Here is a 16,709-nt window from a genome sequence, read left to right as displayed (position 1 = left end):
GATGCTGGACTGCAAGGATATCCGCTCCGGTTACGGCCACCTGCCGGTGCTGCATGGCATCGACCTGACCGTCGACACCGGCGAAGTCGTGGCGGTGCTCGGCCGCAACGGCGTCGGCAAGACGACGCTGCTGAAGACATTGGCCGGCGCTCTTGCCCTGCGCTCCGGCGCTATCCGTCTCGGGGACCAGGATGTCAGCGCGTTTGTCGCCCATCGCCGCGCGCGCTCCGGCATCGCCCATGTGCCGCAGGGGCGCGGTATTTTCGGCCGGCTGACGGTCGAGGAGAACATGACGGTCGGCACACGAGCCGCCGGCAGCAGGGCACGCAAGGACGTGTTCGACGACATATTCTCCTTCTTTCCCGTGCTGCGGGAGCGGCGGAGGGAGCCCGCCGGCAATTTTTCCGGCGGCCAGCAGCAGCAACTCGCTATCGCCCGCGCGCTCTGCGGCGAACCGAAGGTGCTGTTGCTCGATGAGCCGTCCGAAGGCATCCAGCCCAACATCGTCCATGAGATCGGCGAGCTCATTCCGCGCCTTGCGCGCCAGTACGGCATCGCGGTGCTGCTGGTCGAACAGAACCTCGATCTCGTCAGCCACGCCGCGACGCGCTGCCTGTTCATGGACAAGGGGCGGGTCGTGCATTCGGTACCCACGAGCGAGCTTGGTGACGAGGCGCTCCTGAAGAGCCTGCTTGCCCTGTAATTCATCCGCCAACCAAAAAAGAGGGAACGACCAAATGCAATATTCCATCACTCGCCGCACCATGCTGAAGGGGAGTGCCGCCGCTGCATTCGCTGCGACCGGGCTCGGGGCGCCCGGCATTCTCCGCGCCGCCGATACGGTCAAGGTCGGCCTGTCGATTCCGATCACGGGGCTGCAGGCGATTCTCGGCGAGACGCTACTCAACTGCTACCGGATGGCTGCCGACGAGCTGAACGCCAAGGACGGCATCGGCGGACGCAAGATCGAATTGATCGTCGAGGACAATCAGACGACCACAAAAGGTTCGATCGACAAGGCCCGCAAGCTGATCGGCCAGGACAATGTCGACGTCCTTATGGGCAACATCATTTCCGTCGAACGCAGCGCCACGCTTTCCGTCACCAGGCGCGCCAAGAAGCTGTTCTTCTACCCGACCCAATTCGAGGGTGGCGAATGCGATCCCTATTTCGTCGCCATGGGCGCGATCCCTCCACAGGAAGTCGATCCGGTCGTGCCGTGGATCGTCGGGAATGTCGGCAAGAGCGTTTACGTCCTCGGCTCGGACTACGCCTGGCCGCGCAAGATGACCGAAGCGATCACCGCCGCGCTCGACAAGGCCGGCGGCAAGCTGGTCGGCGCTGATTTCTATCCTTTCGGCACCCAGGATTTCGGCCCCGCCTTCCAGAAGATCAAGGATGTGAACCCGGATCTGGTGTGGAGCATGGTTGTCGGCAACGATGGCCTGGCGCAGCTCAAGCAATATCGCAGCTTCGACATCAAGCCGCCGATGGTCGGCCCCTCCGACGACGTGATGATTCAGGAAACGCCGGAACTGGCGGCGGGCAGCTATGCCGCCCATTCCTATTTCATGGCCGTCGACACGCCGCAGAACAAGCGCTTCATCGAGAGCTACCGCAAACTCTACGGTGCCGAAAAAATGCTCAATACCATCGGCGAGTCCGGCTACAATAGCCTGCATCTCTATGCACTGGCGGCCACCAAGGCCGGCTCCGTCGAGGATGCAAAGGTACTGAAGGCCTTGCCGACCGTCGAGTTCGAGGCACCGCAAGGCGTCGTGCGCGTTGACGGCAGCAACAATCATTGCGTCCTGCATTCGTTCTTCGCAAAGGTCGACGCCAAGGGCAGCCAGTTCGAAGTGGTCAAGAGTTTCGGCGCCATCGCGCCGGTTACGCCCTACTGCAAGCTCTAGGCGGCAAGACGGTCGGCGGCGGGCCGCCGCCGCTGACCTTGCTCCCGACAATTTCGAGAATGGACAATCATGCAAGCTTCCATCGTCATCCGCAACGCGCGCGTGCTCACCATGGACGAAACACAGCCGCATGCTGACGCCGTCGCCATCTCCGGCAACCGCATTCTTGCCGTCGGCAGCGATGTCGATGTCGCCCGTTTCGTCGGCCCGCAGACGCGGCGGATCGATGCCGGAGGCGCCACAGTTCTGCCTGGCTTCAACGAAAGCCATCTGCATATCTTCAGCGGTTCGGTTGCGCTCAATACGCTGTCGCTCTTTGGCGTGCGCGGTTTCGACAATCTCAGGACGGCCTTGCTGCGCTTCGCCGCCGAACGGCCCGACAGCAAGCTGCTGATCGGCAAATCGGCCGAATACACGCTCGTTTCCGAGACGCGCAACATGACGCGTCACGATCTCGACGCCATCATCCCGGACCGTCCCGTTATCCTCGTCGCGCCGGATCACCACACCGGCTGGGCCAACACGCTGGCGCTGAAGATGGCCGGTCTGCTCGAAGGCCGCGATGTCGGTGTCGGCAACGAGGTGGTGATGGCTAAGGATGGCCTTGCCCATGGCGAGTTGCGCGAAATCAACGCCATGGGGCCGGTTTTTGCGCTGGGCGATACCGGCGGCCGCGAAGGGCTCGGCTTCGAAACCGGCGGCGAGCCGGCGCATGTGACGGCAACGGAACGGGTTGCCGATATCGCCGTGCTCAGGCAGGGTCTTGCCTATTGCGCCTCGCTCGGCATCACATCGATCCAGAACATGGACGGCAATCTCTACCAGCTCGAACTCATGGACGAGATCGAGCAGACGGACGGTCTGCCGGTGCGCGTGCGCATTCCCTTCCATATGAAAAGTTTCATGCCGCTTTCGGACCTGGAAGCGAAGGCGGCCGTCTGGCGCGACCGTTACGCTTCGGACAAGCTGCGTTGCGATTTCGTGAAAATGTTCATGGATGGCGTCGCCCAATCAGGGACGGCCGTCTTCGTCGATGATTATGCCAACCGGCCGGGCTGGAAGGGCGAGCCTCTCTTCACGCAGGACCATTTCAACGAGATCGCCGCCAATGCCGACCGGCTCGGGCTGTCGATCGCCGTGCATGCCATCGGCGACGGCGCGGTGCGGATGGTGCTTGACGGCTACGAGGTCGCCGCCGCCGCGAACGGTCCTCGCCACCGGCGCAACCGCATCGAGCATGCCGAAGTCGTCCATCCCGACGACCTGCCGCGCTTCGGGCGCCTCGGTGTCGTCGCGTCCATGCAGCCGACCCATCCGCCGGGCAGCGCCGGCACGCCGCTCGAACCCTATGTCTCCTGTGTCGGCGAGGCGCGCTGGCAATATTGCTTTCCTTGGCGCCGCCTCGTCGATACCGGCGCGAGCATCGTCTTCGGCACCGATTGGCCCGTCTCGCCGCTGGCGCCGATCAGCTGCATCTACGACGCCATGAACCGCAAGGTCTGGCGGGATGACCTGCCCGATCATCGCCTGACGCTTGCCGAGACGCTGCCGGCCTATACGCGCACCAGCGCCTGGCTGGAATATATGGAAGACCGCAAGGGCATCCTGCGTGAAGGCTATCTCGCCGATCTCGTCATGCTGTCGGGCGATATCGAAGCCATCGGCCTCGACAAGCTCGATACCCTCCGCCCGGTCCTGACGCTCTGCGACGGGCGCGTCACCTACGAAGCCTGACCTCCCAAGCCGAGGCCGCTCGTTTTCGCGCGGCTTTCTGCCCGCTGGATTTTACGACCCATGCAGAATTTGAAGATCAATGCCGACCGGCTATGGTCGGACATCCATGAGACCGCTGCCATCGGCGGCACCGAAAAGGGCGGCGTACGACGCCTGACGCTCACCGACCTCGATCGGCAGGCGCGCGACTGGCTGGCCGAGCGCTGCCGCGCGCTCGGCTGCGACCTGACGATCGATGAGGTCGGCAACATGTTTGCCTGCCTGCCCGGTACGGATCCTTCGCTGCCGCCGATCGCCATGGGCAGCCATCTCGATACGCAGCCGACCGGCGGCAAGTTCGACGGCATTCTCGGCGTGCTGTCCGGTCTCGAAGTGCTGCGCAGCCTGAAGGCTTCCGGCTACCGCACCCGCCATCCCATCCTGCTCGTCAACTGGACCAATGAGGAAGGCGCGCGCTTTTCGCCCGCAATGCTGGGCTCGGGCGTTTATGCCGGCCTGTTCGACCGCGCCTATGCCGACGCGCGGCGGGACGAGGACGGCGTCACCTTCGGCGAGGCGCTGGAGGCGATCGGTTATCGCGGACCCGCGCCGGCCGGGGCGGTGCGGTTCTGCGCCATGTTCGAGCTGCATATAGAACAGGGCCCGGCGCTGGAAGCCGCGAACAAGGAGATCGGTGTCGTGCTCGGCGTGCAGGCGATGCGCTGGTACGATATCGAGATTGGCGGCACGGAAGCCCATGCCGGCTCGACGCCGATGGCCATGCGCCGCGACGCGCTGGCGTTGGCAGCGCGCATGATCCTTACGGTGCAATCGCTCGCCGATGCTCATTCGGGCTCGGTCGCCACCGTCGGCTTCATCGAAAGCGGCCCGAATTCGCGCAATGTCATTCCCGGCCGGGTGCGCTTCAGTGTCGACCTGCGCCATCCGCAGGATGCGGTGGTCGATGCGATGGAAGCCGCATTGAAGGCTTCGGTCGCGGCCCTGCCGGCGGAATTCGACGTCACCTGCTCCGAGGTCTGGCACAGTCCGGCCGTCCATTTCGATCCTGCCTGCGTCGATGCTGTGCGCGCGGGCGCGGCGCGTGCAGGGCTGTCCACGCTCGATCTCCATTCCGGCGCCGGCCATGACGCCGCCAATATCGGCCGCATTTGCCGACTGCGATGATTTTCGTGCCCTGCCTCAACGGCCTTAGCCACAATGAGGCCGAGAGCATCACCTTCCCGCAATGCGCGGCCGGCGCCCAGGCATTGCTCAACGCCATTCTCCTCTACGACAACAAGGATTGGACGCAGGTATGATCGACACACGCAAGTTCTATATCGACGGACAATGGGTCGCGCCGAAGGGCGGCGAGGTTTTCGACGTGGTCAACCCGGCGACGCTGCAGCCGGTCGCTACCATCTCCCTGGCGAGCGTCGAGGATGTCGATGCCGCCGTCGCGGCTGCGCGGCGGGCCTTTGCCACCTATTCGCAGACGCCGCTCTCCGAGCGGCTGACGCTGCTTGAAAGGCTGCTGGCCATCTACAGGCGGCGCTACCGCGAGATGGCCGAGACGATCACCCTGGAACTCGGCGCTCCGGCCACCATGTCCTACGAGCAGCAGGCCGATGTCGGCACCGGCCACCTGCAGGCCTTCATGGATGCCCTGCGCGAGCACCGGCCCGTCGAGGTCCTGCCGAACGGAGAGACGGTATTGCGCGAGCCGATCGGCGTCTGCGGGCTGATCACGCCCTGGAACTGGCCGGTGAACCAGATCGCCCTCAAGGTGATCCCGGCGCTGGCCACCGGCTGCACCTGCATTCTGAAACCCAGCGAGTTCACGCCGCTCAGCGCCCTGCTCTATGCCGAGATGATCGACGAGGCCGGTTTCCCGGCCGGGGTCTTCAACCTTGTCAACGGCAACGGCGCCGTCGCGGGGGCGGCGCTGTCGAAGCACCCCGATGTCGACATGATGTCCTTCACCGGCTCGACCCGGGCCGGCATAGCCGTCAGCCGCGACGCGGCCGAGACTGTCAAGCGCGTTTCGCTCGAGCTTGGCGGCAAATCGCCGAACCTCATCTTCGAGGACGCGGATATAGAAGCGGCGGTGCGTCATGGCGTGCAACATTGCTTCAACAACTCCGGCCAGTCCTGCAACGCTCCGACCCGCATGCTGGTGCAGCGCTCGGTTTACGAGCGCGCCATCGTTGCTGCCGAAGCGGCCGGACGCGAGGCGCAGGTGGGAGACCCGGTTCAGGAAGGGCCGCATATCGGCCCGGTTGTCAATGCACAGCAATGGGAGCGCATCCAGACCCTCATCCGCGCGGGCATCGATGAAGGCGCCCGGCTGCTGGCCGGCGGTCCGGGCAAGCCCGAAGGCTTCGCAAGCGGCCATTTCGTGCGCCCGACCGTCTTTGCCGACGTCAGGCCCGACATGCGCGTCTTCCGCGACGAAATCTTCGGGCCTGTCCTGTCGATCACCCCGTTCGACACGGAGGAGGAAGCGATCGCGCTGGCCAACGACACGCCCTATGGCCTGGCTGCCTATGTGCAGAGCGGCGACGAGGCGCGCATCGGCCGCGTCATCCCGCGTCTGCGGGCCGGCATGATCCACGTCAACGGCGCCGGCCGCCGTTACGGCAGCCCTTTCGGCGGCTACAAGCAATCGGGCAACGGCCGCGAAGGCGGCAAGTTCGGGCTTGAGGACTTCCTCGAAGTCAAATCGATCCATCGCGGCTGAAGAACATTGGCCGTGCCGACAGCCTGGCGTCCCGCGCTCCTCAGCCGGGAGCCGGGCTTCGGACGTCTCAGTTCAGATAGTGCTCCAGCGGGTCGTCGTAGAGATTGGGCGCCGACGACACGGATTCGATGAACAACGAAAACAGCTCGGTCTGCGAGGTGATGTCGAGCTTGGCGTAGAGATTGCTGCGGTGGAGCTTCACCGTGGTTTCCGAGATCGACAGCTTTTCCGCCGCCCCCTTCAGCGAATAGCCGCGCAGGATCAGCCGCGCGACTTCGCACTCGCGCTCGGTCAGGATGCTGGAGCCGAAGCGCATCATGGCGTGCTGCAAGGCGACCCCCAGCGGATTTGCCGACCGCTTGCCGGCCGCCGGATTGAGGTCGCTCCAATGGCGCGTAACGGCCGAGCGCAGCAAGGGTTCAAGCTCCCGCAGGATTCCTTCGTCATGGGCATCGAACGGCGCGTTGTTCGCCTGGCGGCTGAGCGATATGGCGAAGGTCACGCGCTCGTCCATCCTGAAGAGATAGTTGAACTCGTCGCCGAAGCCCGCGTCGCGATAATATTCCTGATAGTATTGCGTGTGCGTGAAGTTGGAGGGCGCGACCTCGCTCAGCGCGTAGAGGCCGTTCACGGGCTCCTCGACCGCAATGCCATAAAAGGGATCCCGCAAATAAGGGCCGCCGAGATACTTCTGCAGGCCGAGGACGCCACGTTTGGTCGTCCAGTCGTGGAACAGCAGTCGCGGGCTGCGATCCCTGTGGTAGATGAGCAGCAAGCTGGCGTCGATGGCGAGATGCTGTTTCAGCGCGCTGGCCAGTTCGGCTTCGAAATTGGCGCGTCCGGCGCAGCCGATCAGCCGGGCTGCCAGATCGTATTTCCCCGAGGCAGGCTGGGCTTCGCTGGGCGTGGTCATGGATGCTATTCCCCATCAAAGCGGATGCCGAAACGGTTTCCTGATGGATGCGGCATCGGCCCGTAGCTATACAACGCGGCGGGTTGGCGCGCAATCGGACCTATGCGAAGGATGTATTTCCTCCCCCATACCGCAACTCCATAGTGCTCCCAACCAGCATGCCATGCACGGCTCCGGCCGCGGGACATGCTGGCGATCCGGACCCCACGGGGGTGCCGGCAGAGAACCAATCGGCGCCGTCGCGGAAACGGCTTTTGAGGATCAATCCATGCGCTCCTATACCAATACCGATGTCAAACGCCTCGACATCGAGCACTTCATCCATCCCTATACGGATTTCGCCACGTTTCGGCAGGAAGGCAGCCAGATCACCGCTTCCGCCAGCGGCGTGCATATCTTCGACGATGAAGGCCGGAAATATTTGGATGGCATTGCCGGCCTGTGGTGCGTGAACCTCGGCCATGGCCGGCGGGAACTGGTGGATGCCATCGCCCATCAGGCCGCGACCATGCAGTATTACAACCCGTTCGGTCATTCGACCAACGTACCCGCGGCCCTGCTCACCGCCGAACTCGCCGAGCTACTGCCCGGATCGCTGAACCATGTCTTCTATACCACCGGCGGCTCGACGGCGAACGATCTCGCGATCCGCATGGTGCACCACTATTTCAACCGGCTGGGCAAGCCGAACAAGAAGAAGATCATCGCCCGCGTCGATGCCTATCACGGCTCGACCTACGTCACCGCACAGCTGACCGGCATTCATGCCACGAAATATGGCTTCGATTCCGTCGGGCAGGACTTCATCCACCACATCTCCGCCGCCAACTCATACCGCCGGCCGGCCGGCATGTCGGAAGCGGCCTACTGCGACCATCTGGTGCAGGAGTTCGAGGACCGCGTCCTGCAGCTTGGACCGGACAATGTCGCCGCCTTCATCGCCGAGCCGATCATGGGTGCCGGCGGCGTTCTGGTCGCTCCTGACGGCTATCACCGGCGCATGCACGCGATCTGCCGGAAATATGGGTTGCTCTACATCGCCGACGAGGTGGTAACCGCGTTCGGCCGTCTCGGCGAATGGAGCGCTTCCGAAGCGGTGTACGGCTATGTTCCGGATATCATGATCCTCGCCAAGGGCCTGACCTCGGGCTACATCCCGCTCGGCGCGGCGGTGTTCTCCTCGGAATTCTACGACGTCATCGCCTCGCCGCAATGCGAGGGCGGACAGCTGACGCTTGGCTTCACCTATTCCGGCCATGCCGTCGCCTGCGCCGCCGGGCTTGCGACCATCGAAACCATGAAGCGCGACGGGATCAACGAGCATGTGCGCGTTGTGGGGCCTTCCTTCCTCAAGGCGCTCGAAGCCCTCAACGCGTTCGAGATCGTTGGCGACGTGCGCGGCAGCCATCTGATGTGCGGCATCGAGCTCGTCAAGGACAAGGCGACGAAGCGCTCCTTCGCACCGACGGTCGGTTCGGCCCATCAGGTCTTTCTCGCCTGCCGGGAGCGGGGCCTGATCGTTCGCCCGATCGGGGACAAGATCGTGCTGTCACCGCCGCTCATCTTTACCGAAGAGCATTGCCAGGAGACCGTGCGCATCCTTTCCGAAGCCATTTCCGCCGTTTCCGACACGTTGCTGGCGGCTTGACGCTTCTCCCGGTGGATGCCGCATCCACCGGGATGTCTTGGCCGAGATGCCTGTCCTGTAGAAGCTCAATCCGTAAGTGATTACCTACGCATTGCCGCCAGGCCAATCTGGATCGGGTGCTGTTCCCGATGGACGGATCGGTGCCGATCGCCATTGGCTCAACCCTCCGGATCAGGCCTGATCGTTGACTTGCCTGCGGATATCGTCGGCGAGCGGGTGCAGAGCCTCCGAAGGGAGAGAGCCGACGAGGCTGTAGCCCAATCCGTTCGTCGCCCAGGTCCAGCCATCGACCTTGCCTTCCGAATAGGGAGCCATCGTTCGCGTCTGATCCACGATCATGGGTCTCGTCAGCATGACGAGGCGCGTGCCGTGGTCGTTGTCGTACATCAGCATGAGCCCGGCGCCGTGCGGGGTGGAGACCACCCGTCCGCCCATCAGCCGATATCCGGATTTCGACAGATCCGGCAGCACGGGCCTGCGGCCCATGCGTTCGGTCGCCCAGTCCACCAGCTCGGTCATGTTGTCCGCCCGAAGTTCGACCGGCCTGATCTTGTCGGACGCGTAGGTCGCATAACTTTCGGACGCTTCCCGGGCAAGCGCGGCCACGCCTTCGCTCGCCGGGGTCATCATGTCGCGCATGTACCACCCGCCCGAACCGCCGGCGACCAGAAGGACAACGGCCGCGGCAGCGAGCCGCCATGAGGAGAGATGGTTCTGCCGTTTCGTTGCGATCATGTGCTTGAGATTGAGCCGCGTCGGGATCGGCTCCTCTGTTACACTGTCGAATGCGGTGCGCAGGGCATCGCGCTGCGTGGAATAGGATGCGAAACGTCCGGCCACATCCGGGTGCCTTTGCAGATAGGCGGAGACTTCCGCGCTGCGGGCCTCGTCCAGGCGGCCGTCGACATAGGCGTGAAGATCGTCTTCGGTAATCGGCTCGTCCGTCATTTCACTCTCCGCAGATGTGACCCCGGTTTAGCGTCGGAGACGGGATTCTCCAAGATTTGTCGCAGACGCTCGCGGCCGCGCGAAAGCCGCGACATCACCGTTCCGATGGGGATCGCCAGTACCTCGGCCACCTGGGCATAGGAAAGATCTTCCACCGAGACCAGCAGCAGGACGCTGCGCTGTTCTTCCGGCAGCTGCCGAAGCGCCGACATGATTTCCGCCCTCGCGAGGTCGTCTTCCTGTGTCGCCCTGTGAGCCAGCTGGTCTTCGCCGATATCATCGATGGCGACATTCCGGCCGCGACGCGAAATCTGCCTCAACCGATTGATCGCAAGATTGTGCAGGATGGTGAACACCCATGCACGAGCATCCTCGCTGCGCCGCCGGTTCCAATGGGCGACCACCCGTTCCAGGCAATCCTGTACGAGATCGTCGGCCGCAACCGCATCGTGGAGCAGGCCGCGCGCATAGCGCCGCAGCGCCGGAATCATCGGTTCGAGCTGGGAGAGGAGATCATCCATGTCACACCTTGCCGCGAGTGGAAGGCCCGCTCCGGGGAGCGGGCCATTATTGTCACTTCGCCTGTACCTGCACAACCTCGCCGGACTTGCCGTCGACGGCAGTGGTAACGACGAGATAACGCTTCTCGTCTTTGTGCTTGGCTTCGACGATCTGGCGGATCGGACCGACGGCGTTCACGATGGCGGAACCGGCGGGGTTGGTCATGAATGTCGCCAGAGCCTGGAGCTGGCCGCTTCCGTCGGCCTTTTCCGAGAGAGCCAGGACATAGGGCTTCTTGGGATCGAGGCCAGCGACCGCCGCCTGCAAGACTTGCGTCAGCCCCTGATTGAACAGGGTTACGCTTGTCTCTGGCTTTTTGTCGTCGCTTCCCTTGCCGGTGAGCGTCAGGTGGGCGGCATCTCCCGCAGTTCCGAGCGGCACCAGGTTTTGCGTACCGTCGCCTTCGGGAACGGCGTTCGGAACATAGGCGACGGCCTGGGGCGCCTGGCCGATCGGGATATTGGCGATGACCTTGTTCGTCAGTGTGTCGATCACGGCGAACTGGTCGGCATTCTCCAGCCCGACATAGACGCGGGTGCCGTCACCCGATGGCCAGATGCCGTGAGGCAGATTGCCGACGGGGATGGTCGCGACCTGTTCGAAATTGTCGGTGCGGTACACCTTGACCTCGTTCAATCCACCGACCGTCACATAGGCGAAGCTGCCGTTCTTGTTGACGACGAGATTGACGTGATTGGTGATCGGGCCGGTATCGAGGGTCTTGATGAGATCGAAGGGAGCCTGGGCATCGAAGACCTGGGTCTTGCCGACATCCTTCAGGGTGAACCAGACCTGCTTGCCGTCCGCCGAGGCCGCGATGTTCGGGCAGAACGGGCTTGCCTGCTTCACATGACCGACGATCTGGTGGTCGGCGACGGTCACGACGGCGACGTCCGGATTGAAGGACGAGCAGATATAGCCGTATTTGCCGTCCGGCGAGAAAATCTGCATGCCGGGGCCGGGAGCAACCTTGATGCGGGTCTTTTCCTCGAAGCTGTTGGCATCGATGACGGAAATATAGTCTTCGCCGCGAACCGTCACCCAGATTTCCTTGCCGTCCGGCGTGTAGAACGCCTCATGCGGGGACCGGCCGACATAGGTCGTATGCTTGACGGCGTTGGTTGCCGTGTCGATGAAGGTCACCGAGTTGGAGCCGATCGAGACGACCGCGAGGGTTTTGTGATCCGGTGAGAATCCCATGCCATGGACGAGCACCTGCCCCTTGTAGAGCGGGCTCAGGTTGCCGGGCTGCGGATCGCCGAGCTTGATGACGCCAAGCAGCTTGTTGTCGACCGGGTCGGAGACCGAAACCGTGTTGGAGAACTGTTCGGCCGCATAAATCCGGTCCTTGTGGGTGATCGGAATATCCGGATCGGATGCCAGGCCTGGGGCCTGGCCGGCAAACGCCACGACGGGGAAAAGCATGGTGCTGGCAAGCAGAGCTATGGTCTTCAGGTTGGGTCTCATGTTTGGGGCTTTCTCAGTTGGCCGGTTTCATCATCATCATCCGCATGGCCGGTGCCTGGGATGACGTCTTCTCGTCGGAGCTTGAAGTGCTGGCTGCCGCGTTCGCGTCGGCCTGGGTCGGAGCGGCATCGGAGGCCGGCAGCGGATCGCCGAGCGCCATGCGCATGGCGGCGATTTCCTGCTGCTGGTCGACGATGATTTCCTGGGCGATGCGTTTGAGCTGCTCGTTGTTGCCGTAGCGCAGATAGGCCACGGCCATGTCGATGGCACCCTGATGGTGGGGGATCATCATCTCGACAAAATCGCGATTGGCGTCGCCGGTCGGCTTGACGGCCATGTCGTTCATCATCTTGACCATGGCGGCATCGTTCTCCTGCAGGTACGGCCGTTCGTCGGCGGTGCCGGCCGCAGGCTGATGATCGTGGGTCGTCGCGTCCTGGGCGAAGGCCGATACCGGGGCGACGGCGAGGAAGGACGTCGTCACGAGAATGCGGGTGGAGCGGAAGAAGGCGGTCATTGTTTTCTCCTGATCTCTCTCGAAGCGTTCAGGAAGGTAGACACCGTGCATCGCGGTTTATTCCGGAGGGTCGAATATTTTTTGCAGAACGCTTTTCGTGGCCATGGCGAAGAGCCGTGATGTCGGCGGCGATCAAGCCGCAGCTCCCCTTGCGGGCCTGCCACCAGCCTGGGTCAGGCGGGGTCCTCCGTTCCGAGCGCCGCCACAAGCGCTATGACCGCCGCGCCCACGGCGAGTTCGAAAACGGCCCCGGCCGACAGGGCTCTTTCAGCCCAGCGGCTTCGTCTGCGCAAAAGCGGAACGAAGGCATATCGATTGATTATCGCCGTCAAAGCCATGATGGCGACAAGGCCGATCTTCATGAGAAGTTTCGTTTGGTAGGCCGATCGCAAATCCGTCGGCAGATGACCGACGACGAGCAGGGTATTGGCGCCGCCACTCAGGAGAACCAGCGCAACGGCGATGTGGCCCAACGTCGAAAACCTGCGCAGGGCCGGGATTGCCTCGGGGTGTAGTCCTGGCCGCCGGTTTGCCTGCATGACGAGAACGAAACCGACGAGGCCGCCGAGCCACGCCCCTGCGGAGAGGAGGTGAACGATGTCGATTGCGGCGTGCCAGCCTCGTGCCGCGCCGCTATTCATCGCCGCATGGCCCGTCAATGCAAGAGAGGAGAGCATCAAGCCCGCAAGGATGGCCTGTACGGCTCCTCGATCCGGTGCCATCGCGCGAACGGAAATGAGAAGCAGCGATCCGGCGGCCAGACATATCCATGCGTGTCCGGAGCTTGTCAGCGTGAGAAACGATATCGCCGTTTCAGGATCGATGGTACAGCGCCAGCTATCGGTGACCTCGGCAATCTGCGCCGGAAGAATAGCCAGCGTGGCGAACGAAAGAAGCGCAATGCACCCCGCTGAGATCCCGGCAAGATGCTGCGCCATTGCCGAGCGCAGCGGCGGTGTCGCTGCCAAGGCAACATAGCCGAAACAGCCCCACAGCAGCATCAGGGCCGCATCGATGGTGGCGCGGCCGCTGATCCAGATCCAGTCTGCCACACTCACGGCTTGACCGTGAAGCTGTAGCGACCCTCTGTCTTGTGTCCGTCTGTCGCAAGGACGTGCCACTTAACCGTATAGCTGCCCGGACCAAGCTCTGACTGCAGGGGCACGGTCAGGTTCTGATCGCCGTTGGTAAGCGCGGGCTTTCCATATTGGATCTGCTGGCCGGTCGCATCTATTATGTCGATGCCGGAAAAGGCGATGTTCAGCGCTTCGGTAAAGTCGAGCACGAGCGACGACGGTGAGGCCCTTACTATCGAGCGATCCGAAGGCGTTTCGCCCTCAAGATGCGCATGTGCGAGAGCCGGACTTGCCGCGAGAATGCAGCCGAGGCTGCCGAGAGCGAAAATGGTCGAAGCGCATTTCATTGGGAATGTCCTTTCGATAGGCGGAACGAGTTCTGCCGACGTGGACATTGACCGGATGCGTTTATTCCATCCCCTCCAAAAAATCGAACTGCAAGACCGCCTGGGACCTATCGCGTCTCGAAGACAGGTTTCCCCCGTATCGCGAGGTTCAGGAACCCGCCTTCCAGAAGAAGGCAGGCTTCAGCAGCATGTTGGTCTGCTCGGTCTGAAAGCCGGCCTCGGCGCTCAGGCGGCGATAGGCGAGCCATTGCTCGTCGGTATAGAGGGCGGCCCGGCGGCGCTCGCGGTCGGCGGCGTCCTGGAACTGCCAGAGATGGACATAGGCGTTGACGTCGCCGGTCTCGACCGTGCCATAGAAGAGAGGATCGCCGAGATGGCGGCTTTGCGCGGCAAAGCCTTCGCGGGCATAGGCGGCAAGCTGGGCGGAGACCGTTCCGGGCCGGCAGCGATAGGTTCTGAGGTCATAGAGCATGGGGAGTTATCCTGGTTATCAGGCCGATACTGCCGTACGCCAGCCGAACCGCGCCGCGGCCCGGTTGACGAGGTCACGGCCGATGGGGATCGCCGAAGTGGCGGCGGGCGAGGGGGCGTTGCAGACATGAATGCTGCGGGCGGTTTCGCGAATGAGGAAATCGTGCACGAGCGTACCGTCGGCAAGGACGGCCTGGGCGCGGATGCCGGGGCGATAGGGTTGCAGGTCCTTCAGCGTCAGCTCCGGGCAATAGCGTTGGCAGAGCGCGAGATAGCCGCGCCTGTTCAGCGAATTCCACATCTCCGAAAGGCCGGAGCGCATGTTGGCGCGGATCACCCTGCGGAAGCCGGGATAGGCGATCATCTCTGCAAGGTCGCGCAGGCTGACGTCGCCGAAGCGGTAGCCGTCCCGGGCGAAGGCCAGAACGGCGTTCGGGCCGACGGTCACGTAGCCGCCGATCATCTTCGTCAGGTGGACGCCGAGGAAGGGCAGGGCCGGGTCGGGGATCGGATAGATCAGATGGCTGACGATATCGTTCTTGTCGGCGCCGAGCCGGTAATATTCGCCGCGGAAGGGCACGATCCGAAAATCGAGATCGAGGCCGCCGAGCCGGGCGATGCGATCGGCCATGATGCCGGCGCAGGCGATCATGTTTTTCGCCTTGATCTCGTGCTGGCCGGCGCCGATCGTCACGCCGGATGGCTCCTCGCCGATGCGGTCGACGGTGGCGCCGGTGATGATCTCGACACCGCGTTCCTTCAGCAGCGTCGCCATGGTGCGCGCGACGAGGCCGTAATCGACGATGCCCGTCGTCGAGACGAAGAGAGCGCCGACGCCGTGGATATGCGGCTCGCGCCGGCGCAGTTCGGCGGCATCGAGACGCTCGACCGGCAGGCCGTTGGCGATGCAGCGCTCGTGCAGGGCGGCCATGCGGTCGAGCTCGGATGCCTGTGTCGCCACAAGCATCTTGCCGCACTGCTCGTAAGGCAGGCCATGGTCGCGGCAGAAGCGGATCGTCGCCTCGACGCCCTCCTTGCAGAAGCGCGCCTTCAGGCTGCCCGGCTGATAGTAGACGCCGGCGTGAATGACGCCGCTGTTGCGGCCGGTCTGGTGCAGGGCGACATCGCGTTCGCGCTCGAGGATGACGATCGAGAGACCGGGATAGCGGGTGCTGACCTCCAGCGCCGTCGCCAGGCCGACGATACCACCGCCGATGATTGCTAGGTCGTAACTCATGATGGATTCCCGGGTTCATGAGGGCCGGCCTGCGCCGGCCCCGCTTGTGCATCAGACGATCGGGGCGATCTTCTGCTTGCCGTTCTTGCGTTCCCATTCCGCCCAGGCGTCGTGCTCGTTGATGTCGCGCAGCGGCTCCGGATCGGAATAGATGATGTCGGCGATTTCATCCTTGCGCAGGAAGGTCACGCCTTTGTGCTTGCTCGCATATTCCAGGAAGCGCGCGAGCGAGCGGACGCGATAGGGGCGGCCCTGGATGCGGTCATGTGTGGAGATCGCCATCATGCGCCGGCGCGTTGCACCCTCCTCGTAAAGCTGGTCGAACTCGTCCTTCAACTGCTGTTCGTACTCGCCGGTCGAAAACTTGTAGGCCTCGAACTGGATGATGTCGTTGAGGTTCAGCGAATAGGGAACGATCGCCATGTCCTTGTCGCGCACCTTGATGAGAAAGGGTTCGTCCCGGCTGACGTCGTCGATGAAATACTTGAAGCCGAGCTCCTGCAGGATCTTCAGCGTGTTGATCGTACCACGCATGGCTGCCCCGTTGTAGCCGATCGGCACCTGGCCCGTTGCGCGTTTCACGCTGTCGATATTGTCCTGGATGAACTTCTTTTCGGCTTCGTAGTCCAGGTCGTATTGCTGCACCCAGTCGCGGCCGTGGGCAGCCGCTTCGTGACCGCGATCGACAATCTCCTTGGCGACCTCGGGCGCGCGATCGACGGCCGAGCCGACCATGTGCGACGTCACCTTGATGCCAAGCCGGTCCCAGAGATCCAGCATGCGCTGGATGCCCTCGCGGTAGCCGTATTTGTACCAGGACTTGGTCGGAAAGTCCGGATAGGTCGGGTCCATGTCGATGAAGCCGGAAAAGGGTCCGCCCGGCCCGTAGGGCGCTTCGCCGCCTGCTTCCATTTGCATCGAGATGGAAATGACGAGACGGCTTCCATCAGGCCAAAAGGCTTTACTCATGATTGAACTCCATTCATGCGTGGGGGATTGGGGGGCGGGGGCCGGGGGGCGCCCCCCCCGGGGGGGGGGTGTGGGGGTGGGGGGGGGGCCCCTTGCCCGGCCTTATACTTTCCCTGCAAACTTGTCGGTCGCGCGGATCAATTGGTCCAGGATTCCCGGCTCCGAATAGGCATGACCCGCACCCTCGAT

Annotated in this window: 17 protein-coding genes; 7 read left to right on the top strand and 10 right to left on the bottom strand. The window is 63.3% G+C overall.

What is annotated here, in order from left to right; translation table 11 throughout:
* Position 1 precedes the first annotated feature (1 nt).
* The 6 genes from ACQZ6J_RS31445 (at position 2) to ACQZ6J_RS31420 (ending at position 6,366) form a co-directional block, all read left to right on the top strand.
* Positions 2–703, top strand: a complete 702-nt coding sequence (locus ACQZ6J_RS31445; protein ID WP_449086906.1) for an ABC transporter ATP-binding protein — start codon at positions 2–4, stop codon at positions 701–703.
* Between the two features lie 34 nt (positions 704–737).
* Positions 738–1,913: a substrate-binding protein gene (locus tag ACQZ6J_RS31440; RefSeq protein ID WP_449086905.1), complete on the top strand. Its 1,176-nt coding sequence runs from the start codon at positions 738–740 to the stop codon at positions 1,911–1,913.
* A 69-nt stretch (positions 1,914–1,982) separates the two neighbouring features.
* Positions 1,983–3,647, top strand: a complete 1,665-nt coding sequence (locus tag ACQZ6J_RS31435) for an amidohydrolase (RefSeq protein WP_449086904.1) — start codon at positions 1,983–1,985, stop codon at positions 3,645–3,647.
* A 60-nt stretch (positions 3,648–3,707) separates the two neighbouring features.
* Positions 3,708–4,811 carry an allantoate amidohydrolase gene (locus ACQZ6J_RS31430; protein WP_449086903.1) on the top strand — a complete coding sequence of 368 codons (1,104 nt, stop codon included), beginning with the start codon at positions 3,708–3,710 and terminating at the stop codon, positions 4,809–4,811.
* Positions 4,808–4,945, top strand: coding sequence for a hypothetical protein (locus ACQZ6J_RS31425; RefSeq protein WP_449086902.1), 138 nt, complete (start codon positions 4,808–4,810; stop codon positions 4,943–4,945). The genes ACQZ6J_RS31430 and ACQZ6J_RS31425 overlap by 4 nt, the downstream gene beginning before the upstream one ends.
* Positions 4,942–6,366 carry an aldehyde dehydrogenase family protein gene (locus tag ACQZ6J_RS31420; RefSeq protein ID WP_449086901.1) on the top strand — a complete coding sequence of 475 codons (1,425 nt, stop codon included), beginning with the start codon at positions 4,942–4,944 and terminating at the stop codon, positions 6,364–6,366. Before ACQZ6J_RS31425 ends, ACQZ6J_RS31420 begins: the two co-directional genes overlap by 4 nt.
* Positions 6,367–6,433: 67 nt before the next feature.
* Here the strand turns inward: ACQZ6J_RS31420 and ACQZ6J_RS31415 are convergent, their stop codons facing one another.
* Positions 6,434–7,279, bottom strand: a complete 846-nt coding sequence (locus tag ACQZ6J_RS31415) for a response regulator transcription factor (RefSeq protein ID WP_449086900.1) — start codon at positions 7,277–7,279, stop codon at positions 6,434–6,436.
* 268 nt (positions 7,280–7,547) lie between these two features.
* Here ACQZ6J_RS31415 and ACQZ6J_RS31410 point away from each other — a divergent pair, with 268 nt between their 5' ends.
* Positions 7,548–8,927, top strand: a complete 1,380-nt coding sequence (locus ACQZ6J_RS31410) for an aminotransferase (RefSeq protein WP_449086899.1) — start codon at positions 7,548–7,550, stop codon at positions 8,925–8,927.
* 171 nt (positions 8,928–9,098) lie between these two features.
* Here ACQZ6J_RS31410 and ACQZ6J_RS31405 read toward each other — a convergent pair whose 3' ends face one another.
* The 9 genes from ACQZ6J_RS31405 to ACQZ6J_RS31365 all read right to left on the bottom strand — a co-directional run bounded on the left by ACQZ6J_RS31405 (position 9,099) and on the right by ACQZ6J_RS31365 (position 16,520).
* Entirely contained in the window at positions 9,099–9,875 is a 777-nt protein-coding gene (locus ACQZ6J_RS31405) for an anti-sigma factor family protein (RefSeq protein WP_449086898.1), read from the bottom strand.
* The gene (locus ACQZ6J_RS31400) at positions 9,872–10,396 is read right to left on the bottom strand and encodes an RNA polymerase sigma factor (RefSeq protein ID WP_163988142.1); all 525 of its coding nucleotides are present in this window, start codon (positions 10,394–10,396) and stop codon (positions 9,872–9,874) included. The genes ACQZ6J_RS31405 and ACQZ6J_RS31400 overlap by 4 nt, the downstream gene beginning before the upstream one ends.
* 52 nt (positions 10,397–10,448) lie before the next feature.
* Positions 10,449–11,903: a YVTN family beta-propeller repeat protein gene (locus ACQZ6J_RS31395; RefSeq protein ID WP_449086897.1), complete on the bottom strand. Its 1,455-nt coding sequence runs from the start codon at positions 11,901–11,903 to the stop codon at positions 10,449–10,451.
* Positions 11,904–11,916: 13 nt separating this feature from the next.
* Positions 11,917–12,420 (bottom strand): DUF305 domain-containing protein, encoded by a 504-nt coding sequence (locus tag ACQZ6J_RS31390; protein ID WP_449086896.1) that lies wholly within the window; start codon positions 12,418–12,420, stop codon positions 11,917–11,919.
* A 173-nt stretch (positions 12,421–12,593) separates the two neighbouring features.
* Positions 12,594–13,478 carry a copper homeostasis membrane protein CopD gene (gene copD / locus ACQZ6J_RS31385; protein ID WP_449086895.1) on the bottom strand — a complete coding sequence of 295 codons (885 nt, stop codon included), beginning with the start codon at positions 13,476–13,478 and terminating at the stop codon, positions 12,594–12,596.
* Complete coding sequence (gene copC, locus ACQZ6J_RS31380; RefSeq protein WP_449086894.1) at positions 13,475–13,843, bottom strand: copper homeostasis periplasmic binding protein CopC; 369 nt, start codon at positions 13,841–13,843, stop codon at positions 13,475–13,477. The genes copD and copC overlap by 4 nt, the downstream gene beginning before the upstream one ends.
* A gap of 148 nt (positions 13,844–13,991) precedes the next feature.
* A complete protein-coding gene (locus ACQZ6J_RS31375; RefSeq protein ID WP_449086893.1) occupies positions 13,992–14,315 on the bottom strand; it encodes an NIPSNAP family protein in 324 nt (107 codons plus the stop codon).
* An 18-nt stretch (positions 14,316–14,333) separates the two neighbouring features.
* Positions 14,334–15,551 carry an L-2-hydroxyglutarate oxidase gene (lhgO, locus tag ACQZ6J_RS31370; RefSeq protein ID WP_449086892.1) on the bottom strand — a complete coding sequence of 406 codons (1,218 nt, stop codon included), beginning with the start codon at positions 15,549–15,551 and terminating at the stop codon, positions 14,334–14,336.
* A 51-nt stretch (positions 15,552–15,602) separates the two neighbouring features.
* Positions 15,603–16,520 carry a polysaccharide deacetylase family protein gene (locus ACQZ6J_RS31365; RefSeq protein WP_163988157.1) on the bottom strand — a complete coding sequence of 306 codons (918 nt, stop codon included), beginning with the start codon at positions 16,518–16,520 and terminating at the stop codon, positions 15,603–15,605.
* Positions 16,521–16,709: the final 189 nt, after the last annotated feature.

Source organism: Rhizobium sp. A37_96 (genome assembly GCF_053521765.1).
The sequence above is the reverse complement of the archived record's forward strand: the minus strand, read 5'-3'. Positions and strand labels throughout refer to the sequence as shown.